Annotated in this window: 20 protein-coding genes; 5 read left to right on the forward strand and 15 right to left on the reverse strand. The window is 68.7% G+C overall.

Annotation, left to right across the window (positions count from 1 at the left end; genetic code table 11):
* Positions 1 to 413 precede the first annotated feature (413 nt).
* The 3 genes from ACWD02_RS07365 to ACWD02_RS07375 are packed head-to-tail and all read right to left on the reverse strand — an operon-like array spanning position 414 to position 2,892.
* The gene (locus ACWD02_RS07365) at positions 414 to 1,475 is read right to left on the reverse strand and encodes an ArsO family NAD(P)H-dependent flavin-containing monooxygenase (protein WP_451205586.1); all 1,062 of its coding nucleotides are present in this window, start codon (positions 1,473 to 1,475) and stop codon (positions 414 to 416) included.
* Positions 1,472 to 2,587, reverse strand: coding sequence for an ACR3 family arsenite efflux transporter (arsB, locus tag ACWD02_RS07370; RefSeq protein WP_451205589.1), 1,116 nt, complete (start codon positions 2,585 to 2,587; stop codon positions 1,472 to 1,474). The genes ACWD02_RS07365 and arsB overlap by 4 nt, the downstream gene beginning before the upstream one ends.
* A complete protein-coding gene (locus tag ACWD02_RS07375) occupies positions 2,587 to 2,892 on the reverse strand; it encodes an ArsR/SmtB family transcription factor (RefSeq protein WP_451205592.1) in 306 nt (101 codons plus the stop codon). Before ACWD02_RS07375 ends, arsB begins: the two co-directional genes overlap by 1 nt.
* 191 nt (positions 2,893 to 3,083) lie before the next feature.
* Here ACWD02_RS07375 and ACWD02_RS07380 point away from each other — a divergent pair, with 191 nt between their 5' ends.
* Positions 3,084 to 3,503 carry an arsenate reductase ArsC gene (locus tag ACWD02_RS07380; RefSeq protein WP_451205595.1) on the forward strand — a complete coding sequence of 140 codons (420 nt, stop codon included), beginning with the start codon at positions 3,084 to 3,086 and terminating at the stop codon, positions 3,501 to 3,503.
* Positions 3,504 to 3,695: 192 nt separating this feature from the next.
* Here the strand turns inward: ACWD02_RS07380 and ACWD02_RS07385 are convergent, their stop codons facing one another.
* Complete coding sequence (locus ACWD02_RS07385) at positions 3,696 to 4,130, reverse strand: hypothetical protein (RefSeq protein WP_451205597.1); 435 nt, start codon at positions 4,128 to 4,130, stop codon at positions 3,696 to 3,698.
* A 398-nt stretch (positions 4,131 to 4,528) separates the two neighbouring features.
* Between ACWD02_RS07385 and ACWD02_RS07390 the strand changes: the two genes are divergently transcribed.
* On the forward strand, positions 4,529 to 5,359 hold the full coding sequence (locus ACWD02_RS07390; RefSeq protein ID WP_451205600.1) for an LLM class F420-dependent oxidoreductase: 831 nt from the start codon (positions 4,529 to 4,531) through the stop codon (positions 5,357 to 5,359).
* A 122-nt stretch (positions 5,360 to 5,481) separates the two neighbouring features.
* Here the strand turns inward: ACWD02_RS07390 and ACWD02_RS07395 are convergent, their stop codons facing one another.
* From ACWD02_RS07395 to ACWD02_RS07435, 9 genes are all read right to left on the reverse strand, one after another.
* A complete protein-coding gene (locus ACWD02_RS07395; RefSeq protein WP_451205603.1) occupies positions 5,482 to 5,691 on the reverse strand; it encodes a hypothetical protein in 210 nt (69 codons plus the stop codon).
* A 26-nt stretch (positions 5,692 to 5,717) separates the two neighbouring features.
* Positions 5,718 to 6,407: an SMI1/KNR4 family protein gene (locus ACWD02_RS07400; protein ID WP_451205605.1), complete on the reverse strand. Its 690-nt coding sequence runs from the start codon at positions 6,405 to 6,407 to the stop codon at positions 5,718 to 5,720.
* 278 nt (positions 6,408 to 6,685) lie between these two features.
* Positions 6,686 to 7,006 carry a hypothetical protein gene (locus tag ACWD02_RS07405; RefSeq protein ID WP_451205607.1) on the reverse strand — a complete coding sequence of 107 codons (321 nt, stop codon included), beginning with the start codon at positions 7,004 to 7,006 and terminating at the stop codon, positions 6,686 to 6,688.
* A 146-nt stretch (positions 7,007 to 7,152) separates the two neighbouring features.
* Positions 7,153 to 8,064, reverse strand: a complete 912-nt coding sequence (locus ACWD02_RS07410; RefSeq protein WP_451205610.1) for an aminoglycoside phosphotransferase family protein — start codon at positions 8,062 to 8,064, stop codon at positions 7,153 to 7,155.
* 217 nt (positions 8,065 to 8,281) lie between these two features.
* Positions 8,282 to 9,202 (reverse strand): NADP-dependent oxidoreductase, encoded by a 921-nt coding sequence (locus tag ACWD02_RS07415; protein ID WP_451205612.1) that lies wholly within the window; start codon positions 9,200 to 9,202, stop codon positions 8,282 to 8,284.
* Between the two features lie 313 nt (positions 9,203 to 9,515).
* Complete coding sequence (locus ACWD02_RS07420; RefSeq protein WP_451205615.1) at positions 9,516 to 10,217, reverse strand: flavodoxin; 702 nt, start codon at positions 10,215 to 10,217, stop codon at positions 9,516 to 9,518.
* Between the two features lie 74 nt (positions 10,218 to 10,291).
* Entirely contained in the window at positions 10,292 to 11,140 is an 849-nt protein-coding gene (locus ACWD02_RS07425) for an aldo/keto reductase (RefSeq protein WP_451205617.1), read from the reverse strand.
* A gap of 35 nt (positions 11,141 to 11,175) precedes the next feature.
* Positions 11,176 to 12,204 (reverse strand): zinc-binding dehydrogenase, encoded by a 1,029-nt coding sequence (locus ACWD02_RS07430; protein ID WP_451205620.1) that lies wholly within the window; start codon positions 12,202 to 12,204, stop codon positions 11,176 to 11,178.
* Positions 12,205 to 12,250: 46 nt separating this feature from the next.
* Positions 12,251 to 13,228: an aldo/keto reductase gene (locus ACWD02_RS07435; RefSeq protein ID WP_451205623.1), complete on the reverse strand. Its 978-nt coding sequence runs from the start codon at positions 13,226 to 13,228 to the stop codon at positions 12,251 to 12,253.
* A 215-nt stretch (positions 13,229 to 13,443) separates the two neighbouring features.
* Between ACWD02_RS07435 and ACWD02_RS07440 the strand changes: the two genes are divergently transcribed.
* The gene (locus ACWD02_RS07440) at positions 13,444 to 14,328 is read left to right on the forward strand and encodes a helix-turn-helix transcriptional regulator (RefSeq protein ID WP_451205626.1); all 885 of its coding nucleotides are present in this window, start codon (positions 13,444 to 13,446) and stop codon (positions 14,326 to 14,328) included.
* Positions 14,329 to 14,494: 166 nt separating this feature from the next.
* On the opposite strand, the gene ACWD02_RS07445 is transcribed toward ACWD02_RS07440, so the two are convergent.
* Positions 14,495 to 15,100: a dihydrofolate reductase family protein gene (locus tag ACWD02_RS07445; RefSeq protein ID WP_451205628.1), complete on the reverse strand. Its 606-nt coding sequence runs from the start codon at positions 15,098 to 15,100 to the stop codon at positions 14,495 to 14,497.
* A 342-nt stretch (positions 15,101 to 15,442) separates the two neighbouring features.
* Here ACWD02_RS07445 and ACWD02_RS07450 point away from each other — a divergent pair, with 342 nt between their 5' ends.
* Together ACWD02_RS07450 and ACWD02_RS07455 are read left to right on the forward strand one after the other, a co-directional pair.
* On the forward strand, positions 15,443 to 18,907 hold the full coding sequence (locus tag ACWD02_RS07450; protein ID WP_451205631.1) for a DNA polymerase III subunit alpha: 3,465 nt from the start codon (positions 15,443 to 15,445) through the stop codon (positions 18,905 to 18,907).
* Between the two features lie 218 nt (positions 18,908 to 19,125).
* Entirely contained in the window at positions 19,126 to 19,476 is a 351-nt protein-coding gene (locus tag ACWD02_RS07455) for an ANTAR domain-containing protein (protein WP_451205634.1), read from the forward strand.
* A 41-nt stretch (positions 19,477 to 19,517) separates the two neighbouring features.
* Here ACWD02_RS07455 and ACWD02_RS07460 read toward each other — a convergent pair whose 3' ends face one another.
* Positions 19,518 to 20,066 (reverse strand): YciI family protein, encoded by a 549-nt coding sequence (locus ACWD02_RS07460; protein ID WP_451205636.1) that lies wholly within the window; start codon positions 20,064 to 20,066, stop codon positions 19,518 to 19,520.
* Positions 20,067 to 20,090 lie beyond the last annotated feature (24 nt).

Consider the following 20,090-nt stretch of genomic DNA (forward strand, 5'->3'; position numbering starts at 1 on the left):
ACGACAGAGCGACGGCCACCAGGGACGCGAACGGGTCAGCCCAGGACGAAGCCGGTGTCGAGCCGGTTGGGCAGATGGGGGGCGCGACGGGCCGGGTGGGCACACGGGGGGGCGGGCCGCCGATCGCCAACCCACCACGATCGCCGATGGCGCGTGTCCAGATCGGGCGTGAGTGTCGCGCATGCCTTTGTGACCTCATGACCGCCGCCGTGCCCTCCCGCGCTGCCGGGAGTGCGGGGTCGTTGCCCATGCCGGCCGGCATGCTTCCCACAACATCGCCACCCGTGGCGAGACCGTGTGGAACGCGGGGCGTGAGTCACGCGTCCCGGACACCCCATAGGGGTGTCTGGACGGAGGAGCCACCCCAGCAGCCAGTTGGGCGCTACCTCCAAGCCCGGCCCTACAGGGCCAGGTCAAGTTGACCGCAGCAAGCTGGCGATCTGCCTGGCCGCCTCGCGAGCGGGGCGGCCCACGCCGATGAGGGTGGCCGAGGCCGGTCCCGTCCAGTCGCCGTAGCCGAGCAGGTGCAGGCGCGGTTCGTCCACGGCTTGGGTGCCATGCGTCGGGATGTGTCCGCGTGGTCCGCGGAGGCCGAGCGGAGCGAGGTGCGAGAGCGCGGGGCGGAAACCGGTGCACCAGATGACGGTGTCCGCCTTCGCCCGGGTGCCGTCGGCCCATTCGACGCCGTCCGGGGCGAGACGCGCGAACATCGGCTGGGCCTTGAGGAGCCCGGCGTCGCGGGCCCTGCGCACGGGTGGCACGGCGACGATGTCGCCCAGAGAGGCCACGCCACCTGTGTCGGGCTGCCCGCTCTCCAGGGCGCGGCGCCTGGCGGTGGCCCTGTCGAACAGGGCGCGGCCGTCGATGTCGTCGGCCAGGAAGCGCGCCGGACGCTGGGTGACCCAGGTCAGCTCACTGTCGGCGGCGAGGTCGGCGGCGATCTGCGCACCGGAGTTGCCGCCGCCGACCACGACGACGCGCCGGCCGGTGAAGTCGCGCGGGCTGCGGTATTCGACCGTGTGCAACTGTCGCCCACGGAACGCCGCCCGGCCGGGAACAGCGGGGATGAAGGGGCGCCACCAGGTGCCGGTCGCGCTGATGACCGCCTGGGCCTGCCAGGTGCCGCCATCGCACTCGACGCGCAGGCCATCGCCCTCACGATGCACGGCGCTGACGCGTGCCGGGCGGTGCACGGGCAATTCGTAGCGGCGTTCGTAGTCGTTGAGGTAGGCCACCACGTGCGCGGCATCCGGGTACGCCTCCCCCGGCTGGACGGGCATGGGGCGGCCGGGCAGTGAGGAGTAGGCGGCCGGGGAGAACAGGTGCAGGGAGTCCCAGGCGTGCCGCCAGGCGCCGCCCGCCTCGGCCTGGGCATCGAGAATGACGAAGTCCAGGCCGAGGCGGCGCAGGTGGTAGCCGGCGGCGAGCCCTGCCTGCCCGCCGCCGATCACCACCACATCCGCCGTGTGCGTCACGGGGCCGTCGTCACCGCGTCGGCGGCGAACTTCCTGCGCCAGGCCAGCGCGACGTACACCAGGCCGATCAGCACCGGGACTTCGATGAGCGGGCCGACGACGCCGGACAGTGCCTGGCCGCTGGTGACGCCGAAGGTGGCGATGGCAACCGCGATGGCGAGCTCGAAGTTGTTGCCCGCCGCGGTGAAGGCGAGGGTGGCGGTGCGGTCGTAGGCCAGGCCAAGACGCTTGCCCAGCAGGAAGGTTCCGAAGAACATGACGGCGAAGTACACCAGCAGAGGCAGGGCGATCCGTACGACGTCCAGCGGTTGCGAGGTGATCGTCTTCCCTTGCAGGGCGAAGAGGATGACGATCGTGAAGAGCAGCCCGTACAGCGCCCACGGGCCGATCTTCGGAAGGAAGTCGGACTCGTACGCCTCGCGGCCCATCTTCTTCTCGCCGATGCGGCGGGTGAGGAATCCGGCGAGCAGTGGGATGCCGAGGAAGATGACGACGTTCAGCGCGATCTTCCACATGGAGATGTCGAGGTGCTCGCCGTCGCCCAGGCCGAGCCAGCCCGGCAGCAGGTCGAGGTAGAGCCAGCCGAGCAGGCCGAAGGCGATGACTTGGAAGACGGAGTTGAGTGCGACCAGCACGGCGGCGGCTTCACGGTCGCCGCAGGCGAGGTCGTTCCAGATGATGACCATGGCAATGCAGCGGGCCAGGCCGACGATGATCAGGCCGGTGCGGTATTCGGGCAGGTCGGGAAGGAAGATCCAGGCCAGCGCGAACATGACGGCGGGGCCGACGATCCAGTTGATGACCAGCGACGAGGCCATCAGCTTCTTGTCGCCGGTGACCGCGTCCAGCTTGTCGTAACGCACCTTGGCAAGGACCGGGTACATCATCACGAGCAGACCGAGTGCGATCGGCAGGGAGATGCCACCGACCTCGATCTTCGCCAGGGCGTCGTTCATGCCCGGGATCAGCCGGCCAAGGCCGAGCCCCACGGCCATCGCCAGCAGAATCCACACGGCCAGGTAGCGATCGAGTGTGGAGAGCTTGGCGACGATACCCTCGCCGGACGGCGCCGCTCCCTGATCGCTATGCGGCGTCGTGTCCGTGCGGCTCATCAGCAGGCCCTCTTGTTGTCAGCGGCGGTACGGGCGGAGGCGGCCAGCTCAGCGAACTGCTCGGAGAGCGACGCCAGGACGTCGGGGCGCAGCTTGTAGTAGGTGAAGCGGCCGCACGGCTCGGTCTCCACCAGACCCGCCTCGCGCAGCACCTTCATGTGGTTGGAGAGGTTGGTCTGCTTGGCTCCGGTCTCCTCGACCAGGTGCGTCGTACAGAGCGTCTCCTGGGCCAGTAGGGTCACGATTTTCAGGCGGAGCGGGTCGCCGAGTACCCGGATCACATCAGCGTCGACTGAAGTCAGCATGGGCTGATACTGTCACATCAGTTCTCGCTGATGCCAGTCCGAGCTGATACGAGTCCGGACCGCGCCGTACGGCTCGTCGAAGGGGCAGTCCGTGGCCGCACCGCCAACTCCCGGCATCCCCGACGAGCGGCTCATTTGCCGGCCCGCCCACCACCCTGCTGACCGCTCAGCACCACGAAGGAAGGCTCCCCGTGACCAACCCTCCCCTCGCCTCCGTACTCTTCGTCTGCATCCACAACGCGGGGCGCTCGCAGATGGCCGCCGGATTCCTCAACCACCTCGCGGGCGACCGGATCGAGGTCCGCTCCGCGGGCTCCATTCCCGGTGACCAGGTCAACCCGGCCGCGGTCCAAGCCATGAGGGAAGTCGGCGTCGAGATCGCCGACCAGAAGCCGAAGATCCTGACCACCGAGGCCGTGCAGGCATCCGACTACGTCATCACCATGGGCTGCGGCGACGCCTGCCCCATCTTCCCGGGCAAGAAGTACCTCGACTGGGCACTGGAAGACCCCGCAGGCCAGGGCGTAGAGGCCGTACGCCCGATCCGCGACGAGATCAAGACCCGCATCGAGGCCTTGATCGCCGAGATCGACGCCGAGCAGGACGCGTAAGCGTCGCGTCGACCGGCGAGTAGTTGCCCGGCCGATCATGCGGCTGCTGCTCCGCGCGGTCCGGGCAGGCCGGCGGCACTCCCGACTCTTCGGCCACCGGCAAGGCACGGCACGGCAAGCGCGGCTACGTCTTCGTCTTCCCCGGCGCCGCCATCGCGACGTCCGTCGCGATCGGGTTTTGAACGTGAACTCTTACGCGACCCAGCAGTAGACGTTCTGACCCTGGCTCCGGGCGCTGCTGACGAGAGCAGCCAGATCACTCAAGATTGCTTCGGCGGTCTCCGTGGCGATGGCCTCGCCGTCCTCCGCCCGCTGCATGGACCATGCGACAGCGGCATCCCTCAACTGCGTCCGCTCGGCCTCGGCCAACGCTGCCGACAGGCGAGGCGAGATCGCGAAGACGATGCGCCCGTCGTCGTCCAGGCCTGCAACCTGACGAGGCTCGTCGGCTTCGACGAGTTCCTCGAAACTGACGCCGGCAAACAAGCACTCCCACTCGACCACAGCCTCTTCGGGATCGAAGTTGCCGAAGGAGAGCGACTCGCATGCGCGCTGCGGTCCGGTCTGCAGAACCAGAGCCGCTGACGCGTCGTTCGGGGCCGCGAAGAACTCGACGATGATGCTCACCCCGGCATTATGCCGGACCACCCACGTCCATGATCGGCTACGGCTTCGATGTCCACTTCGCCGACCAACTACTGGGAAATGTCGGCGGTTTCAGCTGCTGGTGTCGCTGGACGGGCGAGGCGGACGCCTCGTGACACAGGCTGAGGCTGGGGCTGAGGCTGAGGCGACAACATGCCCGCCCACCAAGAGCGATACCTGCAGAGGAGTCGCGGAGGCGCAAGTTGCGCCATGCGGAAGCAGCGCGGACACGACCGTTTCCGGGCACGGTCACCGGTGTGCAGCCGAGGAGCTTGACCTCGGCGTGGCAACCGCTATGCATGAGGTGAACACGGTGAGCGGACGAGCGAGCGGCTTGGCGCCGGCCTGCGCCGACGCTTGGGCAGTGAGGTGAGTACTGCATGCACATTGGCGTCACCATGGGACTGACGAACAGCTCGATCGGTCCAGCCGAACTGGCCAGAGCCTTGGAAGAGCGAGGCTTTTACTCTCTCTACGTTTCCGAGCACACCCACATCCCGACCTCGTGCCGCGTTTCCGGAGTCACCGGCGAGAAAATTTCTGATTACTGCAAGCATCTGCTCGACCCGTTTACCGCGCTGGCAACCGCCGTCGCGGTGACCAGCGATCTGCGGGTCGGGACGGGCATCTGCCTGGTGGCCCAGCATGACCCCATCGCGCTGGCGAAAGCCGTGGCGACCCTCGATCACCTGTCGCGGGGCCGCTTCACCCTGGGCGTCGGTTTCGGCTGGAACCGTGACGAGATACAGCACCACCGAATTACGTACGCCCGGCGCAGGGACGTCGTCTGGGAGTATCTCGCTGCCATGCGGAACCTCTGGCAGCCACAACCTGCCGGCTTCGAAGGCGAATTCATCTCCTTCGGCCCGTCAGAGGCATGGCCCAAGCCGGCCAACGGTACCGTCCCGGTTCTGATCGGCGCGCCCGCCGGTCCTCGGCTGTTTGAACGGATCGCCGAGCAAGCCGACGGCTGGATGCCCATCGGTGGACGTGGTCTCAGCCGCCACCTGCCTGTCCTGCGGGAGCTGTTCGCCGACGCGGGCCGGGACGGGGCGCTGCTCCGGGTCGTGCCCTCCGGTACGTTGCCGAGCCGAGGGAAACTGGATCACCTCCGCCGGCTCGGCGTCACCGAGGTGCTGTGCCAGTTGCCCTCCGGTCCGGCCGACGAGGTCTTGCCGGTGCTGGACGAGTACGCGCAGTACATCGGATAGCACCGATCCGCTCCAGCAGGACACAGCGCTTGCGCGCAAGCCTCCGAGGAAGGGCAAGCTGCAGGCCCGCCGCAAGCAAGGGAGTGACGTGTTGCTGATGTTGGCTCCCTTGAGGTGAGTGCTCAACTACCCTGCCGCTGATGGTCGGTGAGAACCAGAGTGAGCCTGCCGAGCCACTCGAAGTCATCCGGGTAGTCCCACTCCTCGGCGCGAGCAAGTACCACCGGCAGGTCTTCGCGTGAGATCGGCGGCCCCGGCTGGAAGCCGTTGGTGCCGTCGGGCGCCGTCCAAGGAATGTAGCGGCAGACCTCGACCACCCCACGGTCGACCAATGCGAGGAGGATCGCACCGAGCGGCGTCAGCTGATCGCAGGTTGCTGCCGTGCGGTGAGCTCGGCCGCTTCGAGCCATGCGGTGTACCAGCGGGCGAAGGTGACCGGCTTCCCGCCGTCATCGAGGAGCGGGACGAGGTCGACATCATCGGCGCGGCAGTCGGACCAAACGGTTCCGCGGTGGGTGCCGCTGACGATCAGCCACTCCCTCTGTGCGCAGCCAAGGTGGTATATGACGATGGCACCGCTGGTGCGCTCCGGGGCGAACATCACAGCTCCCCAGCGTTCGTCCCATGCCTCGATGGCGTCGTCGAAGTCCTCGATCTCCTCGAAGTCCTCTTCCTCAGGGCGTTCGGAAAGGAGTGCGTCGAGGGATTCGGGGTCGGGGCCATGGTCAGGAAAGGGCTCGGCGATCATGGACAGGTCAGCCAGGTCCGCCCCGTCGCCCTCCCAGCGCCAGCGGCCTTGCACACGACGCACGGGGAAGACGCCGTAGGCGGGACCCGCGCCGCCGGCGCCCACGACGGTGAGAAAGTCCCGGTAGTCCGCCGGCAACCGCACACCCAACTGCGCTTCGAGCTCGGCAAGCGCGTCATCCGCCAGCGGTTCTTCAAGAACCCACTGATGCCCGAGCGAGCCGAATACCTGTCCGCTCGCCGATTGGGCACCCCATGCGGCAACTCGCCGGCGCACACCGTTCCACAGTTGATCAACCATGCGCTGACCGTACGCGGCACCAGTGACAACGGACCCGCCGGGCCAATTCGCGCCGCTGCCTCAACTACGACACCCAGCGGGCCAGGTGAACCTGCTACGCCACGGGCAGTGCTTGCTACGAACTGGATCCATCAGTTGCGCGTTCCGTAGCAGCTGCCGACTCGGCGAGTGCGCGGACGACGAGCAGGGCCGTCGCCGCGTCACGGATTCCTGTCAACCCTCCTGCCCCATGACCATGCGCCGCTATGTACGCCGTGGCATGCGCCAGCCAGTACAGGTCAGGGCTTGAGACTGTGCATGGGTGCCCGGTTCAGGATCTCGATGTACATGATCCGGCCGTGCACGACATCGAGGGCCACCATGCCCTTCGAAGGAGATAGCGGCACGCACCGGTGGCCCTCGCCATATGGCTTGCCCGGCTGATGCACCGCCGTGTGGATGCTCTGACAGAAGTCGTCGCCGCAATCGCACATGGCGACCAGACGGACATCCCGCACACAGACTGCCAACTCATGCTCACCCTCACCTTCCAAAAGGCTGGTCAGCTCGCCGATGAGATCGGGGAAGGCGTCACGGACGAGGGGATAGTCCTGCTCCATGCAGGGAGGGTAGCCGGAGTGGCACACCGGATTCGTTGCGGGCCAGATCAGGGTCAGCGAGTACGTCGGCAGGTCCGATTCGTCTCTCGTCTCAGATGGTCCGGTTTGTTGGTGCTGTTGTCGGTGGGGACCAACGGTCGTCCCGGTCAGGGCCTGCAGCCCGGGCGATATACCTCCGTCGACTCCAGAATGCGGGCGAGGGTCTGGCGTCCCATCTTGCTCATCGTCGGATTGCTCTCGACGTAGTACCAGACGACACCCATCGCCTGTTCGAACGCCCATGCCTTGCCGCGCTCCCACTCCAGATCGTCACAGGCCAGGGTCCGCCGGAGCACTTCCCGCGGTCCTGGCTGCAACAGGTGCCAGGCACTGACCAGATCCAGCGCCGGGTCTGCCGGGCCGAAGCCGCCGGTGTCGAGTACGCCGCTGAGCCGGTCTCCCGTGACCAGTACATTGCCGGGGATCAAGTCACCATGGCTCATCACGTCGGCACCCGAGGGAGGCAGCTCCCGGAAGTGGCTCCACATTTGACGCAGCCGGGGCACGTCGAGCAGCTCCTTGCTTTCCGCGAAGCACTTCGCCATCCAGTCGTGGTGCGCGAGAACGCCGCCACGACCTTCGCCGCTGAAGAGCCGACCCCGCGTCTCGGCGCCTCGCAGGGCACCGATGAACGCCGCAAGGTCCTTGGCAAAAGCGTCTGACCCACTCAAGTCGGCGTCAAAGGCAACTGTTCCCGGCACCCATGTCTGCACCGCCCATGGCATGGGGTAACCCGCTCCAGGCTTGCCCAGTGCGACGGGTTTTGGGGCGGGGACGTGAGACACCTGTGCCAGCTCCGCGCTCGCGCGGGCTTCCTGTTCCAAAACCGCCAGCGTCTCGGCAACATCGGTCAGACGCAGTGGGAAGCGAGCAGAGAGGTCGTTTCCGATGCGGAAGATGGCATGGACCGTACCGGTCGACGACAGGAGTTGGATCGCCTTGCCGCTCCACTGAGGGAACTGTTCTTCGATCAAGGTCGCGACGATTTCGGTCGTCACGTCCACTTGGTCATCGTGCATGGTCAATCTTGTAGACCCTTCACTCTGCAGTTGGAAACGCCGGAAACAGACCAGATCAATGGAGACAACAGCCAGTATTCCGACGCCAGGGTCCAGATCAACTGGGTTTTGCGGCCACCCAAGCGCCTCCACTGTTCTGGTCGCCCCAGGTCACAGCCGCGCCTTCGGACCGGGATGTCATCCAGCACGCGGCTCGGGGGCTCGTCGGCTCTTCTGCTCAGTCCTCGGCGACACGGATGATCGTCTTGCCGGGAGTCCGCTTGTCCGGCGTGAAGGCGGCGACCGCCTCGTCGAGCGGCCGCACGTCACCAATGATCGGCTTGAGGCGTCCGTCCCGTACCCGCTGGGCCAGGTCGCTCAGGCGTACGCGGTCGGGTTCGACGACGAAGAAGACAGCGCGACCGTCGCGGGGCTGGACGCTGACGGGCTCGGCGATGGTGACCAGGGTGCCGCCGGGACGGACCAGAGCGGTGGAACGCTCGAGGATTTCGCCGCCGATCACGTCGAACACCACGTCGACCTCGCCGACGTCCTCCAGCTTCTCGGCCTGGAGGTCGATGAACGCGTGGACGCCCAGCCCGAGTGCGGTGTGGCGGTCGTCGGCGCGTCCGGTGCCGATCACCCGCGCGCCGGCCGCGCGAGCCAGCTGCACGGCGATCGAGCCGACGCCGCCCGCTGCGCCGTGGATGAGGACACTCTGCCCGGTCTGGAGGTGGGCGTGGTCGAACAGGGCCTGCCAGGCGGTGAGTCCGGAGATCGGCAGCGCGGCGGCAGTGACATGGTCGACATCGGCGGGGAGCGGGGCGAGGTTGCGGGCCTCGACTGCGGTGTATTGGGCCAGGGTGCCGTTGCGGGCCCAGTCGGTCAGGCCGTAGACGCGCTGCCCGATGGTCAGGCCGGTGGTGCCGTAGCCGAGTTCCGTGACGATGCCGGACACTTCATGGCCGGGCACGCTCGGGGTCCGGTCGCGTCCGGCCCGGTCGGTCCAGGTGCCGGGCCAGTCCAGCTCACCCGGCGTGAACCCGGCGGCATGGACCTCCACAATGACGTCGTTCTCCGCGGCGTGCGGATGGGGCAGCTCGGCGAGGGCGAGGCTGCTGGCGCCGGCCTCGCGGTCCTGGACGGTGATGGCTTGCATGGAAGGGTTCCTCCAAGATCCGGGAGGTGGGCGCTGCCGTGCGCCACGATGGTCACCCCCGACCCTAGGGTTCAGGCAGCCCACACATGTGGGCCATTCCTTCCCGTTTGAGTGGGCCATTCACCTGGAGTAGTCCGTGGAGCTCCGCGCGGTTACTCGCAGTCTTCAGTGCAACCTTGGCGTCGCGGCCGCGTGGCAGGGTGAGTGGCTCGGGTGGCAAATCTGGGTGCAAAACTGGGGCGCGCTGAAGTATTCAGCCGTCGCGAAGTACCCACTCGCCGAGGCCACCGTAGATGTGCGCTTCCAGGACAGGTCAGGAGACAGGTAGACCGAGGCGATCCAGCCAGGTTCTGATGGCGCTGTCTGCTTTCCTGACCTCTTCGCCCTGGACGGCGAGACCCTGGGCGAACGTGGCACCGCGGCAGGAGGCTGCATAGTCGCGGGCTGTGGTGCCCAGGCCGCTCATGGCGTGGGTGGTGAAAGGCATCACAGTCTTGCCGGTGAAGTCGAGCTGCTCCGTGAACGTCGTCATGATCATGGGTGCGCGGACGTTCCAGATGGGGCTGCCCAGCAACACGGTGCCGTAGTCGGCGAGTTCGGGCAGCGCGCCCTTGATGGCGGGGCGGGCGTCGGCGTCCTGTTCACGGACGTTGCGCTTGACGGTCGCGTCGTAGCTTGCCGGGTAGGGGTCGGCAGGCTCGATCCGGTACATGTCGCAGTCGATGAGGTCGCGGATCTTGCGGGCCATGACCTCGGTGTTGCCGACCTTCAGGGTGATGCGATCGCCGTAGTAGTAGTTCTCGCCGGGCCGCGAGAAGTACGCCAGCAGCACCTTGCCCCGCGCCGATCCGCTCGCGGTCGGGCTCGTCGAGGAGCGTGGCCCGTCGGAGGCCTTCTGGTCGTTGGCGGGTGTGCAGCTGGTGAGGTGAGGGCCGGTCATGGCAGTGACTCCGGTCAGCAGTGCGCCGCGCAGGATCGTGCGGCGCTGTGCCGACGTGCGGTTCTCGTGGTGCACAGCAGGTCCTTTGCGCAAGTGGTGGACGCAGGAGCGGTGAGCGGTGAGCGGCTCGCCCCCAGAGCGTGCGCGGGTCAGGCCAGGCGGCGCTTGGCGAGCCAGGTGACGATCTCGGGGTCGTGGTGGTCGAAGAAGAGGGAACTGCCGGTGTCGAGGGTGGCGATCCGGGCCATCTGCTCGTCGGTGAGCCGGAAGTCGAACACGTCGATGTTCTCGGCCATGCGCTCGGCGCGTACGGACTTGGGGATGGCGACGACGCCGCGTTGGGTGAGCCAGCGCAGCACGACCTGAGCGACGGACTTGCCGTACTCCTTGCCGATCTCGGCGAGCACCGGGTTGGTGAACAGGTCGTTCTTGCCTTCGGCGAAGCCGCCCCAGGACTGGATCTGCACGCCGTGCTCGCGCATGAGGTCCTGGTAGTCGGCCCGTTGGAAGAAGGGGTGGGTCTCGATCTGGTTGACCGCGGGGGCGAGGTCGTTGTTGACGATCAGGTCGATCAGGCGATCGGGGTAGAAGTTGGCGACACCGATCGCCTTCGCCGTGCCCTCGCGGTTGAGCGCTTCCATGGCCCGCCACTGGCCGTAGACGTCGCCGAAGGGCTGGTGCATGAGGTACAGGTCGAGGTGGTCCAGGCCGAGCTTGGTCAGGGACGTCTCGAAGGCACGCTTGGTGTTGTCCTGGGCGGGGGCTTCCTGGACCCACAGCTTGGTGGTGACGAACAGCTCCTCGCGCGGGATGCCGCTGGACTTGATGGCCCGGCCCACGGCTTCTTCGTTGCCGTAGGCGGCGGCCGTGTCGAGTAGGCGGTAGCCGGCGGCGAGCGCGTCGGAGACGGCGCGTTCGGTGTCGTCGGCTGGGATCTGGTAGACGCCGAAGCCGAGCAGCGGCATCTCGACACCGTTGTTCAAGGTCGCGTACTGCATGCGGTAAGTCCTTTGTGATGCGGGCGAGTTGGGGGTCAGGGGCAGACGAGGGCCTTGAGGACCCGGCGGTCGGCCATGGCCCGGTAGGCGTCCGGGGCCTGCTCGAGGGTGAAGGTCTGGTCGAAGACGCGGCCAGGGTCGATGGTGCCGTCCAGGACGTCGGGCAGGAGCTGCTCGACATAGGCGCGGGCGGGGCTGGCGCCGCCGGTCAGGGTGAGGTTGCGCATGAAGACGGCCGGGCCGATGGGGCCCTGCTCGTACTGGGGGACGCCGAGGCGGCTGATGGTGCCGCCGTCCAGGACCGCGCCGAGCGCGGTGTCGAGGGCCTGGCGGGTGCCGACGGCCTCGATGACCTTGTCCACGCCGCCGGTCAGTTCGCGGATGCGGGCGATGCCCTCCTCGCCGCGTTCGGCCACCACGTCGGTGGCGCCGAAGTGCCGGCCCAGTGTGGTGCGGGATTCGTGGTGGCCGGCGAGCACGATCCGCTCGGCCCCCAGCCGCTTCGCGGCGATCACCGCGCACAGGCCGACCGCGCCGTCCCCGACGACCAGGACGGCGTCGCCGCGGGTCACCTTGGCGGTGACGGCGCCGTGGTGGCCGGTGGTCATCACGTCCGACAGGGCCAGCAGGGACGGCAGGAGCGTGGAGTCGGCGGCTACCGGCAGCTTCACCAAGGTGCCGTCGGCGTAGGGGACGCGGACGGCTTCGCCCTGTCCGCCGTCCACGCCGTCGAAGCCGTACCGGCCGCCGTTGCGGCAGGAGATGTGCAGGCCCTTGGCGCAGTAGTCGCAGGTGTTGTCGCTGTAGGTGAAGGGGGCGACGACCAGGTCCCCCGCCTTCAGGCCGGTCACGTCCGCGCCGGTCTCCTCGACGACGCCGAGGAACTCATGCCCCATGGGGCGGCCGGTGTCGGTGGCGGGCATCGACTGGTAGGGCCACAGGTCGCTGCCGCACACGCACGTGGCCAGCGTGCGCACCACGGCGTCGGCCGACTGGACGATCTTGGGGTCGGGCCGGTCCTCGACGCGGACGTCGCCGGCGCCGTACATCACTGCTGCGCGCATGAGGGAGCTACTCCAAACGGTGGTCGTACTGGGCTCGTGGCGTGTGTCAGCGTTCGAGCATCCGGGACTGGGCCTCGGTGTGGGTGGCGCCGGCGGCGGGCGGCAGACCGGAGAGCCGGTCGAGTTGCTCGGCGCTCAGGGTGACCGCGTCCGCGGCGGTGTTCTCCTCGACCCGGCTGACGCGCTTGGTGCCGGGGATCGGGGCGATGTCGTCGCCCTGGGCGAGCAGCCAGGCCAGCGCCACCTGACCTGGCGTGGCTCCGGCTTCATCGGCGAGGGCCTTGACCTCGTCGGCCAGTGCCAGGTTGCGCCGGAAGTTCTCGCCGGTGAAGCGGGGGTTGTCTCGCCGGAAGTCGTTCTCGTCGAACTGGTCGGTTGAGCGCACGGTGCCAGTCAGGAAACCGCGGCCCAGCGGGGAGAACGGCACCAGGCCGATGTTCAGCTCCCGCAGGACGGGCAGCACTCGCTCCTCGATACCGCGCGTGAACAGGGAGTACTCGGATTGCACTGCCGTGACGGGCTGGACGGCGTGGGCGCGGCGGATGGTGTCCGGGCCCGCCTCCGAGAGACCGAAGGCACGTACCTTGCCCTCGGTGATCATCTCGCCGACGGCGCCGGCGGTCTCCTCGATCGGCGTGTACGGGTCGACGCGGTGCTGGTAGTACAGGTCGATGTGGTCGGTGCCCAGGCGCTTGAGGGAGCCCTCGACGGCGGTGCGGATGTTGGCCGGGCTGGAGTCCAGGTTCCAGGCGCCCTCGCCGCCGTGTGAGACCAGGCCGAACTTGGTGGCCAGCACCACCTTGTCCCGGCGGTCCTTCAGGGCACGCCCGAGCAGTTCCTCGTTGATGTAGGGGCCGTAGATCTCGGCGGTGTCGATGAGAGTGACGCCCAGGTCCAGGGCCCGGTGGACGGTCCTGATCGACTCCGCGTCATCGGTGCCCGAGCCGGTGTAGCCGTGGGACATGCCCATCGCGCCCAGCCCGATCCGGGAAACCTCCAGGTCGCGCAGCTTGATGTATCGCATCTCGCCCTCTTTCGATCCGTGGCGTAACCGGCCCCCTCACTTTCACTCGACCCGGCAGATCACGCCTGAGCTGACGGGGAACGTTCTGGGACCGGCGTCTTGCTCCTTCACCTTCGCCCGGATCGCGCCCGTGTGGCAGGGCGGGCTCTTCGGGGGTAATGACAGGGCCCCTCTCGGCCCTGCGGGCACGGTGCCCATCGGGTGAGACTGGAGTCATGGCATCGACGAGCGCGCACAGCGAGGGCGCCGAGCTGGGCCGCTATCTGCGTGCCCGCCGCACCCAGACCAGCCCCGAACACGTCGGACTCACCGTCGGCGCCGGCATCCGCCGCACCCCGGGCCTGCGCCGCGAGGAACTGGCCACCCTGGCCGGCATCAGCATCGACTACTACGTGCGCCTGGAGCGCGGCAAGGAGACCCGCCCCAGCCCCGCCGTCCTCGATGCGCTCGCCCGCGCCCTGCACATGGACGACCAGGAGCACCAGCACCTGCGCGAGCTCGCCGCCCGCGCCGCACGCTACGTCTCCGAACCTCCACCCGCGCCAAGCCGCACCGTACGCCCCCACCTCAAGCTGCTCCTGGAGTCATTGCGCCCGAACCCGGCCTACGTCATCAGCCGCAGCATGGACATGCTCGCCTGGAACCCCGGCGGCCTCGCCCTGTACGCGGGCCTGGACGTCTGGCCGGCCAAGCACCGCAACCTCGCCCGCTACCTCTTCCTGCACCCCGCGGCCCGTGACCTCTTCACCGACTGGGACCGGCAGATCACCGCCTGCGTCGCCCGCCTGCGCGCCATCGCCGGCACCGCTCCCGACCTCACCAACCTGGTCGGCGAACTGCTTTTGAAAAGCCCGGACTTCGCGGGCTTGTGGGAGCGCTACGAGGTGACCGGCCGCAAGCCCGCCCACAAGACGTTCCAGCACCCGAAGGTCGGAACCCTGACTCTCACTTCCCAGTCCCTGCACGTCGAAGGCACCCCAGGCCAGCGCATCGGCGTCTACACCGCCGAACCCGGCAGCCCCGACCACGACGCCCTGCTGCTGCTCGACATGACCGAGCCGTCCGTCACGGCGGTCAACACCACACCGCACACGAATTGACCGCTGCTTCCCCTTTCAGACCCGTCAGATCTGAGTGGGCGCTCTTACGGTCGCGTGGTTCGGGAGGCGGAACCCTCACCTGGGGCTGCAGCGTGCCGATTGCGGAATAGGGTCGGCCGCCTCGGCTGCCGCGCCTCTTGCGGTACGCGGCCTGGACGGGGCGACGTCACGCAGGGACGCCGAGCGGTGGGTGCTCGAGCACGCGGGGCTTGTACTCGACCAGCTGGATGCGGCCGTCGAAGGTGCGGTGCTCGATCATCTCGAGGGCAACGTCCGGATAGCCGTCGTAGATGCGTTCTTCGCCCGTGGCCCCGGTGATCACCGGGAACACCACGACCCGGAAGCGGTCGACGAGTCCGGCTCGTAGCAGGGACCGGCACAGGCTGAGGCTGCCGATCGTGCTGAGGAGCCCCGAGCCACTCGTCTTCATGCCGCGGACCGTCTCGACGGCGTCGTCGCGGACGAGCGTGGAGTTTGCCCACGTCAGTGGGTCCTCGAGTGAAGAGGAGAACACCACCTTGGACGCTTGCGTGAGCTCGTCGACGGACGCCTCTTCTTCGGGCCTGAACTCATCTTGGCCACTCGGGACCTTGCCTGCGGCGAAGCCCGACATCAGGCGGTAGGTGTTCGCTCCCATCAGGTAGGTGACCTCGGGCTGCTCGCCGAGCCATGCCAGATATTCCGGGCCCTCGAGGCCCCAGAACCCGGGCCATCCCTCTCCCGATGCGTGGCCGTCGAGGGAAGTGATGAAGTCGACGAGAAGCTCCGACATGACAGCGTCCTTTCCTGGGGTGTCACGAGCTTGGACCGGCCGGGAACCACAAACTCATCGGCCGCGCTGTGGAGCAACAAGAAAACCCACGACGCTGCAGCCGATCAGAGCAGCGGAGCGGCACCCGCGAGCGGCCCGGGCCAGCCGTCACGGTCAGCCGGGCCGAGTACGACGCTCAGGGCCAACTGAAACGCAGAGTCACATCAGGCGTAGGGCCTCAGGCCTCAGGCTTCAGGCCTCAGCACCCGCGAGCGACTCGCCTTGTTCGATTTATGTTCGATACATTGATGACAGATCGAGCCATCTGGCTTGAATGATGTCTCGTGGATCGGAGGTGGGAGCGTGCACGCCTCGCCGTTCTTCCACCTTCACGTCGCCTCGGGCTACTCCCCCCGCTACGGCGCTTCGCTCCCCCACGTTCTGGCGCATCGGGCCGCCGAGCGCGGAATCGGCGGCCTGGCGCTGACCGACCGCGACACGGTGGCGGGGACGGTCCGCTTCGCCAAGGCCGCGGATGCCGCCGGGATCCGGCCCCTGTTCGGCGTCGACCTCGGCGTCGCACCCGTATCCGTGACGGAGCCCGGTGCCGGACGGCGTCGCGTACCGGTGCGCGGGGGTGCGCATGTGGTGCAGGCGCGCTGGCGGGTGACGTTGCTGGCACAGGATGTGGGCGGCTGGGCGCGGCTGTGCCGGATCGTGTCGGCCGCGCATGCCTCCCCGGTCCGAGGGGTTCCTCTCGCGCCGTGGCCGGTGCTGGAGGAGTACCTGGGTGATGGTCTGGTGGTGCTGCTGGGCCCGTCCTCACAGCCGGCCGCGGCGCTGATGGCCGGACGTCCCGACCGGGCCGAGCAGCTGCTCGGGCCGTGGCGAGCAATCGCGGGGCGGGGGCTGCGGCTGGAGGCGGTCCACCTGGGCCGCGGCGGCACCGGTGCCGGCTCGCTGCGGCTGGCGGCGCGCACGGTGCAGCTGGGCGACGAGCTGGGCGTGCCGGTCGTGGTCTCCGGTGCGGTCCGCTACGCAGACCCGGCCCAGCACCGGCTCGCGGACGTACTGGATGCGGCCCGGCTGCTGCGGCCGATCGACCGGCGCGGCCTGGACGGCGGGGACCGGTGGCTCAAAGGACCCGGCGAGATGCGCGAGGTCGCCGAGCGGATCGCTGCGGCGGCCGGGCACGGCAGCCAGCGGGCGGCCGCGCTGCTCGCCGAGACCGAGGCGACCGCCGCCTCCTGCACCCTGACCGCAACCGGTCTGGGGATGGGCCGGGCGCACTTCCCCGAGCCCCACGTGGTGGGCGCCGACCGCTCGCGAGGCGGGCCGATGCGGCTGCTGCGCCGACGCTGTGAGGCCGGCATGCTCGCCCGCGGCCTGGACGAGGACGCGGTCGCGCTGCGCCAGCTGTACCACGAGCTCGATGTCATCGGCCGGCTCGGATTCGAGGGCTACTTCCTGGCCGTCGCCCAGGTCGTGGCGGATGTGCGAGCCATGGGCGTGCGGGTCGCCGCCCGTGGCTCCGGCGCCGGGTCCATGGTCAACCACGCGTTGTTCGTCGCCACCGCCAACCCGTTGGAGCACCGGCTGCTGTTCGAACGCTTCTTGTCGCAGCGGCGCACCTCACTGCCCGACATCGACCTGGATGTGGAGTCCGCACGCCGCCTGGAGGTCTACGACAAGATCTTCGAAAGATTCGGGCGGGAGCGGGTCGCGGTGACCGGCATGCCCGAGACCTACCGCGCCCGCCACGCCCTGCGCGACACCGGCCTCGCCCTGGGCATCGCCCCGCAGGCCGTCGACGAGATTGCCAAATCGTTTCCGCACATCCGGGCCTGCGACATCCGCTCCGCGCTCGCCGAGCTGCCCGAGCTGCGCCGGCTCAGCGCCCAACAGGCGGAGTTCGGGCCGCTCTTCGAGCTGGCCGAGGGCCTGGACGCGTTGGTGCGTGGTTACGCCATGCACCCGTGTGGCGTGATCCTGTCCAACGCGGCATTGCTGGACCGGCTGCCGGTGCAGCCCACCCCGGGCGGCAACTACCCGATGCTGCAGGCCGACAAGGAGGACGTGGAGGACCTGGGTCTGCTCAAGCTGGACGTGCTGGGGGTGCGGATGCAGTCCTCGATGGCGCACGCGGTCACCGAGATCCACCGTACGACCGGCAAGCTCCTGGACCTCGACAACCCCGACCACGTCCCCCTCGACGACGAACCGACGTTCGAGATGATCCGCCGCTCGGACACCATCGGCTGCTTCCAGATCGAGTCGCCCGGCCAGATGGACCTCGTGGGCAGGCTGCAGCCCCGGCACATGCAAGACGTCATCGCCGACATCAGCCTCTTTCGACCCGGCCCGGTCAAGGGCGGCATGCCCGCCCGGTTCATCGCGGCGCGCCACGGCGCGGCCCCGCACTATCCGCACCCCGATCTGGAGCCGATCCTGGACGACACGATGGGCGTCGTGATCTGGCATGAGCAGATCATCGCGATCCTCGCGAAGATGGCCGGCTGCGACCGCGCCGCCGGGGACATCGCCCGCCGCGCCCTGGCCGATGCCGAGCGGCTGCCCGGCGTGGAGATGTGGTTCAAGGCGGCGGCCACGCAGCGCGGCTACAGCCTGCCGGTGGTCGAGGAAGTCTGGTCCATCATCCGGGAGTTCGGGGCGTACGGATTCTGCCGGGCACACGCCGTGGCGTTCGCCGTGCCGGCGGTGCAGTCGGCCTGGCTCAAGGCCCACCACCCGGCCGCCCTGTATGCGGGGCTGCTGGAACACGATCCGGGAATGTGGCCGCTGCGGGTCATCGTCGCCGACGCCCGCCGCCACCACGTGCCCGTACTGCCCGTGGACATCAGCCGCTCCCACACCGAACACCGGGTGGAACCCGCTGCGGGCGGACTGGGTGTGCGCCTGGCGCTGTCCACGGTGAAGGGCATCAGCGAGGCCGAGGCGGCCCGGATCGCCGCCCACCAGCCCTACGTCTCACTGCAGGACTTCTGGCAGCGGGCCCGTCCCTCGCTGCCGATCGCCGAGCGGCTCATCCAGATCGGCGCCCTCGACGAAACCAAGGGCGCGCTGACCCGCCGCGACCTGCTGCTGCAGTCCCGCGAGCTGCACCGGCACACCCGTAACCGCGCCACCACCGATGGCCAACTCGCCCTGGGTGGTGACCTGGTGGGCGCGGAGCCCAGCGGGCTGCGCGAGATGAGCAGCCGCGAACGGATGAGCGCCGAACTCGACGTCCTGTCGATCGACGTCTCGCAGCACCTGATGGAGCACCATCACCGGCTGCTGCGCGAGCTCGGTGCCACCGATGCCGCCCACCTCAAGCGCCTGCACCCGGGGCAGAGGGTTCTGGTGGCCGGGGTGCGGGCGTCCACCCAGACCCCGCCCATCCCCTCCGGCAAGCGCGTCATCTTCGTGACGTTGGAGGACGGGTCGGGGCTGGTGGACCTGGCCTTCTTCGAGGACTCCCATGCGGCGTGCGCCCACACCATCTTCCATTCGGGCCTGTTGCTCGTGCAGGGAACGGTGGAGGCGCGCGGTGCACGCCGGACCGTGGTCGGCCAGCTTGTATGGGATCTGGAGACGGTCGCAGCCGCCCGCCGGGACCACGGCCCGCAGGCCGCCCTTGACCTCCTGGGGCACGCCACACCCGCACCGACCCCCGCCCGCAGCGGCGACCGGACGGCCGCGTCCCGCACCCTCACCGACGGCACCGCGGGCGCGCAATTGGCCGCGTGGTCCGATCTCCAGCCCGCGGGAAGCCGCTCGGCGGACCTGCGCCGCCTGGGCCACCGCTCGCCCGGCTCGGCCGGGTGAACGCCCTGCCCCCACCCGACACCCAGCCGTGCGGCCGCCGATATCCGCGGTGCGTCTTGCGCACGTACTTCGACTCGGGCGACCACACCGGTCCGAACGCGGTGCCGGAACACCGGTGATCGCGAACAAGGCGGGCCGGGCGGACGAGAGTTGCGCTCTTCATGGTCAACGGGAACTCTGTGGGCAGGGCACCATCCCCAGACCCCGGAGGGCCTGCCTTGTCCATTGACGCAAACCGCGTTGAGCACACTCCCCCATCCGTAGCCGACGAGTCCGAGACGGTTGTCGATCTGCATGACGAGGTCGAGCAGTTGAAGCAAGCCGTGTGGTCCCACGCGACGATCGACCAAGCGATCGGCGTGGTCATCGCGCTGGGGCAGCTGACCCCAGACGATGCGTGGACCGTAATCCGGGAAGTCTCGATGCGCACCAACACCAAACTGCGCGACGTCTCCCAACAGATCCTCACGTGGGGACGCACGGGCGTGCTCGCCGACCAGATCCGCGGCGAGCTGGAACTCCAACTCCGCCGGCAGCAGTCCAACGGCACGCCGGCCGAAGGCGATTGACGTCCTCCCTCAGCCGCAGCAGGGGGAATTTGGTTGGCCGCTCATCGACGCCCGCCGAACTCCCAGTCGTGTACCTCGATGTCCGCGTACCGGTCCACGGTCAGGACGGCTCGTGCCGTGTCCGGATCCGGGGCCCTGAGCAGCACCGCCGTACCCACCCAGGTGTCACCGTCGTCGGACAACAAGGGCCCGTACGCGATCAGCTCGTCCCGGTCGAGGGGCAGGGTGAGATCGGCGGCCGGGCCCTCACCGAGACCGAGCACCAGATACCGATTGCCGCCGGTCCCGCCACCGTCGAAGTCCCACATGGTGCGCCCCAACAGGTTGTGCCACCGGCGCACCAGCACGTCCCGGTACGCGCCGGCCTGGTAGTTGGGCTCGTCGAAGGCGAACGCGCGGGCCGCGGCTGGATCGGGCAGGTCGACTATGTGCACGCTGCCGGTGGGCGTCTCACCGTCATCGGCGAAGGTCGGGCCGCGAGCGATCAGCTCCTTCGCATACCGGTCCATGTAGGACCAGTGCTTCTCCAGCAACTCCTCACGCAGCGCGAGGGAGTCGGGCCGGTCACGGTGGTAACAGAAGAACTCCATGGGCACAGACCCTCCCCGGCCAGA

The sequence above is a fragment of the Streptomyces sp. NPDC002853 genome, assembly GCF_053591915.1.